The organism is Paraburkholderia franconis (assembly GCF_009362735.1).
GTDB classification, from domain to species: Bacteria; Pseudomonadota; Gammaproteobacteria; order Burkholderiales; family Burkholderiaceae; genus Paraburkholderia; species Paraburkholderia franconis.
The window spans coordinates 1-2,502 of record NZ_WHNP01000189.1 but is presented as its reverse complement, the minus strand read 5'-3'; the positions used below and the strand labels follow the sequence as shown (position 1 = coordinate 2,502).

The following is a 2,502-nucleotide window of genomic DNA, read 5'->3' as shown; positions in this document are numbered from 1 at the left end:
GTCGATGGACGGAAAAGGCGCCTGGCGCGACAACGTGTTCGTCGAACGGGTGTGGCGCAGCGTCAAATATGAAGAGGTTTATTTGAAAGCGTACGACTCGGTAGGCCACGCGCGTCGCTCAATCGGCAATTACCTGAACTGGTATAACCAGAATCGGCCTCATTCGAGGCTGGCCGATCAGACGCCGGATGAAGCATACTTCGCCACGCTGCCAGCGATAAAATCGGCAGCTTGATTGCCTCAACAATTCCACTTAAAAATCTCGGGACCCTGTCCGAACAAGCGGAGCCACCTCTGATCACATAGTGCGCACGCAACGGTGAATCCTGGACCAGCATCTCCAAAAGCGCCAGCGATTGCGTTTGCGCCGTGTACACCATCGCGACGCCTTTGGGATTCCAGCGGCCACCATACAGTCGTGCACCTTCTCCGGAGAAAGCGGTATCCGCGTATCGCTCGGTGACCACCCGCCATACTGTGAGCATCACGCAAACACGCCATGCTCGATGCGCCCGAGTGTGTCCATGACACTGTCGGCGCCAATATCGGTATCCACGAGGCTAAGGGGCGTCGCACTCTCCAGCGCGGCGATCGGAGTCTTGAGCCAGGCGAGCGCCGGGTCGAGATCCTCAAAAACCTCCGCAGCGCGCGCGACCACGCGTGCAAGCCGCAGCAGCTTTGCCGACTCTTCACGACTCAGCACCCCTTCCCGCTTGCGACGTGCCAGGGTGCGCTCAGGAATGTCGAGTGCCTGCGCCAATTCCGCTTGCGATAGTCCGATCGATCTGAGCATGGCGTCGAGCGCCTGCGATGAAATCCCATGGCGGACTACGTCCACCCACTCAAGGCCAGATCGGGGCGCGCGCGGGAATACGCTGCGACCGCCGAGCAGTGAGTCGGCTGACACACCTCGGGTAAGACTCATGATTTGACCCTCCTGCCATTTGGCTTGTATTTTATACCAAAATGGCGGCAACCGTCTGAGGCCATCCCGTCAAACCCTGAAGGCTGCATGTCGTCCACACGGGCCGGTCTGGCATTTTCCCGCGGGTCATTGGCAGCACCGCGAACTGGCTGGCGTACTTTCACGGCGGGACAGCTTGTGCCGCTCGCCCCCAGATCGATCGGCAGCCTGAACGCTGGTTCCACTCGGAAACCCGCTGACAGTACCGTCCGCTGGTTGGTTTTGGCCGTGGATGTGCGGCGGCTGACGCTTTGCACTGAGCAACTAAAGTCTAAATGTTGGAGACGAAAAGCGTCCGCTGAAATTGAGCTTCGGAACCACACACGTTTTTCATTTCACTGCGGGGCCAGGAGGTCTGGCATGGCACGCGCACCTATCGTCGGACGGCGACTCCTTTGGATCATTGCGCTCTTCATTGCCGCGACATGTCTGGCAATGGGCGCGGCGCTGTTGCACGAGTTATCCGTTGTGAGCCACGCGATGAACGATTTCAGCCAGGACGAGCGGCGTGAACAGGCGCGCATCGCCCAAGGCGCACAGGTTACGCTCGACGAACGCCTCAGGCCGCCCTACCTCAAACACTACGGCTTGGACCCGAGCGAATACACCGACCATTTTTCACCGACGGGTGCCGACTGGCGGCGATGGGGTCTCCGAACCAAAGCCGCGGCGACGGTAATGTGGCTTGGCCACCATCCGCCCGGCGCATGGTGGACGCTGCTACAGATCAGATGTGTCGATCGCTTTCCCGAAGCTCACGCCGACAGTGAGCCGATCGTCGAGGTCGCCGACGCGTGCCTCGGCCAGCCGCACTGACTCGTGCACTGCTCAGCTGGTGAGCGAGGAAGGACCTGAAAATTGGACGATGATTCTAGTCGGCACTGCGAGCAGGAATCGGCCGTTCGCTAGCATTCTGGGCACGGCAGGCGCACGTATCCCATCGATGAAGCAGTTCAACGATCCGAACTGACTGTTTTCGCATGTGAACAATACTTGGATCGATTTATGGTTTCGACTCGACGCTCTCGTCGTCGCGCAGCATGACGGGCAGATTCGATTCGCAGCGACCTCAGCAGCTGAATCTAGCGCTGCGGTCGCGATGCCTCACGCACGGCCACCATTGCGATTACCAATGTGGACATTGCAATGGTGGTGTTGCGCAAGTCTGTGCCTTCCATTATGTCGAAAGGCACCCGGGCACATTAGTGGGCATCGTTACAGCATACGAGTGTCGAACCGCGAGATAAGGTCAAGTCTGGTGTACGGGCCGTTGATAGCGGGCGACGTCAAGCGGCGAGTTTCTGCTGACCCGGTTGATCGTCTTGCACCGGCTCGCCGTCCTGGAAGGCAATGCCCTCCAGCAACAGCTGGATCTGTTCGGGGCCGTTGATCCGGCGCCAGGTTTTTTCCGCTTCCTCGATTAGCTTGAATGCCAGACCGAGGAAGGTCGGTCGCGACACGCAGTTGCGCGTACGCGTAGTACGGTGGCGCACCGTCGCGAACGTCGACTCGATCGCGTTTGTTGTGCGCAGGTGCTG

Annotated in this window: 3 protein-coding genes and 2 pseudogenes; 2 read left to right on the top strand and 3 right to left on the bottom strand. The window is 59.5% G+C overall.

Annotated elements, in window-relative coordinates; genetic code table 11:
* Window positions 1–235, top strand: a 235-nt coding sequence (locus GCT13_RS47380; protein WP_152768404.1) for an integrase core domain-containing protein, incomplete at its 5' end; no start/stop codon positions are given.
* 67 nt (window positions 236–302) lie between these two features.
* Here GCT13_RS47380 and GCT13_RS47375 read toward each other — a convergent pair.
* Together GCT13_RS47375 and parS are read right to left on the bottom strand one after the other, a co-directional pair.
* Window positions 303–485: pseudogene (locus tag GCT13_RS47375) on the bottom strand (RES family NAD+ phosphorylase); the annotation flags it as partial.
* Complete coding sequence (gene parS / locus GCT13_RS47370; RefSeq protein WP_152768403.1) at window positions 485–925, bottom strand: type II RES/Xre toxin-antitoxin system antitoxin; 441 nt, start codon at window positions 923–925, stop codon at window positions 485–487. The pseudogene GCT13_RS47375 and the gene parS, both read right to left, overlap by 1 nt.
* A gap of 399 nt (window positions 926–1,324) precedes the next feature.
* Here parS and GCT13_RS47365 point away from each other — a divergent pair, with 399 nt between their 5' ends.
* Complete coding sequence (locus tag GCT13_RS47365; protein ID WP_152768402.1) at window positions 1,325–1,780, top strand: hypothetical protein; 456 nt, start codon at window positions 1,325–1,327, stop codon at window positions 1,778–1,780.
* A 470-nt stretch (window positions 1,781–2,250) separates the two neighbouring features.
* On the opposite strand, the pseudogene GCT13_RS47360 reads toward GCT13_RS47365, so the two are convergent.
* Window positions 2,251–2,502: pseudogene (locus tag GCT13_RS47360) on the bottom strand (IS256 family transposase); the annotation flags it as partial.